We start from the raw sequence: 2,364 nt of genomic DNA, 5'->3' as shown, positions 1-2,364 counted from the left end.
CCCGTGCCTTCGGCGGCCAGTTGAGCCCGGGCGAGGCGCTGCCCCAACTGCTCAGCCTGATCCCGGCCGACGACGACCTGCTGCTGGTGCTGGACAACGCCGAGCACCTCGCCACGGCCTGCGCTGAGTGGGCCGCGCACCTGGCCACGCTGCCCCGGCTGCGCCTGCTCGTCACCAGCCAGCTGCCGCTGGGCGTGGCCGGCGAACGCCTGCTGCGCCTGGAGCCGCTGCCCGTGGCCGAGGGCGTCGACGGCCCCGACGCCCGCGAGGGTGCGTTGGCGCTGCTGGTGGCCCGCATCCGCGCGGTGGACGCGCGCTTCGACGTGTCGGCCAGGTCGCTCCCGCTGCTCGCCGCGCTGTGCCGTCAGCTCGACGGCCTGCCGCTGGCGCTGGAGCTGGCCGCCGCGCGCGTGCCGCTGATGGGCCTGCAGGCCGTGCACGATGCACTGGCCGAGCGCTTCGCGCTGCTGTCCCGCGGCCGGCGCGATTCGTCGGCCCGCCACCGCAACCTGCTCGACGCGCTGGACTGGAGCCACGGCCTGCTGGAGCCGGCCGAACAGCGCCTCTATCGCGCGCTGGGCGTGTTCGCCGGCGGCTTCACGCTGGACCTGGCCGTCACGCTCAGCAGCGACGAGCACACCAGCCGCTGGGATGTCGTCGACGGCCTGGCCACGCTGGTGGAGCGCTCCCTCGTCGGCGTCGCCAGCGAAGACCCGCCGCGCTACCGCCTGCTGGAGACGATGCGAGCCCATGCGCTGGCCCGGCTCGGCGACGCCGACGGCCATTCCGCACGCCGCCGGCATGCCGTGGCCGTGCTGGCGCTGATTGCACCCAGCGACGATGTGGCGCTGTGGCTGGCCGACATGCAGAACGTCCGCGAGGCCTTCCTGTGGGCGCGCGAGCACGACCTCGCTACCGCCGCCCAGATCGGCGCCCGCGCCGCGCGGGTGATGGTGTTCACCGTCTGGCGCCACGAGGTGACGGAGTGGATGCTGTCTCTGCAGCCGGCGATGGAGGCCCGCGGCGAGGCGGTGCCACCGCAGGTGCAGGCGCTGTGGTGGTCCATGCTCGGCTACCTGCTGCTCATCCGCACCGACCCGCGCGCCGTGCCGGTCTCGCGCAAGGCCGTCGACCTCTGGCGGCCGCTCGGCAACCCCGCCGAACTGCTCATCGCCGCAGCCCACTGGGTGCGCGCCTTTACCGAGGACGCGCCCGAGCTGGACGAGGCCTGCACGCTGCTGCGCGAACTGGCCGCGGGCGACGACTCGGCCCCGACGCGGCTGCGCCTGAACGGTGCGCTGGCCGTGGTGGCCCGCCTGCGCCGCGACACTGCCGAACTGCTCGCCTGCATGGAGCGCGAGCAGCTCGCCGCCCGCGAGCTCGGCCAGTCACAGCGCGTGCAGGTGGCCGAGAACAACATCTGCCTGACGCTGGTGCGCCTGGGCCGCTTCGAGGAAGGCGCCACACGCACCCGCGCACTGTTGGAGGTGCTGGACGCCGACGGCAGCGGCAGCAACGGCAGCCTGCCCTGGGTGCTGAACGCCCTCGTCGAAGCGCTCGTCGGCCTGGGCCGTCTGGACGAGGCGCAGGCCCTGCTGCCGCGGTCCCTGGCCGCGCAGCGGCGCTTCGGCACGACGGTGGCCTGGCTCGGCATCCTGCCGCTGCTGGTCGCCCAGGGCCGCATCGAAGCCGCCTGCCGCCTCGCCGGCCATGTGCGCAGCCGCTGGACGGCCAACGACACGGCGCTGGACTCGCTGGAACTGCTGGCGTTGGATGGCGCGCTGGACGCCGGCCGGGCCTTGCTGGGCAGGGACATCACCGCGGCGCTCGAGGCCGAGGGCAGGGCGCTGGGGGATGAGGCGGTGGAGGGGTTGGTGTTGCGGCGGTAGGGGCGGGAGCGTTGGTTAGAGGGGGCCGAATTCAGCGGAAGCAGCTCTAGACTTCGAATTCTTTTTCGTGTTGCCGATTGATGCGCCCCATCCCCCTCAGCCATGATTTGTCGGTCGCGATGCTGCGCGACCTTGAGTTCTTGGTGACGTCGCTGGATCGAATTGGGTCGAGTGCGGTCTCGGGAGCAGAACTGAACGAGCTGCTGGGACGGTTCATCGTTGAAGCAGATGTCTACCGCCGACTGGCCGCAATTCGTAAGTCTCTTTGGGAGACCGTCGACTGCGAACTTACCCCCGCGGAGGTTTGCGAACTTCAGGCTAGCGTCGAGATCGATCCGTGGCGCGGCTGACACGCCTCGCTTGCATCGCAAAGCCCGCTCTCAGCCAACCTGTAGACGACAACGCGCATTGGACTGCGGCATTGCAGCGTTTCCGATCCTTTGGCCACCGACGTTGAGGTCACGTTGCCGGCCGC

General features: G+C 71.4%; 2 protein-coding genes. Both read left to right on the top strand.

The window, feature by feature from the left end; translation table 11 throughout:
• Positions 1-1,889, top strand: a 1,889-nt coding sequence (locus tag ACXJKR_RS30070) for an ATP-binding protein (RefSeq protein WP_457325962.1), incomplete at its 5' end; no start/stop codon positions are given.
• A gap of 80 nt (positions 1,890-1,969) precedes the next feature.
• Positions 1,970-2,239 carry a hypothetical protein gene (locus tag ACXJKR_RS30065; RefSeq protein WP_457325961.1) on the top strand — a complete coding sequence of 90 codons (270 nt, stop codon included), beginning with the start codon at positions 1,970-1,972 and terminating at the stop codon, positions 2,237-2,239.
• Positions 2,240-2,364: the final 125 nt, after the last annotated feature.

The sequence above is a fragment of the Roseateles sp. P5_E11 genome (assembly GCF_054049355.1).
The sequence above is the reverse complement of the archived record's forward strand: the minus strand, read 5'-3'. Positions and strand labels throughout refer to the sequence as shown.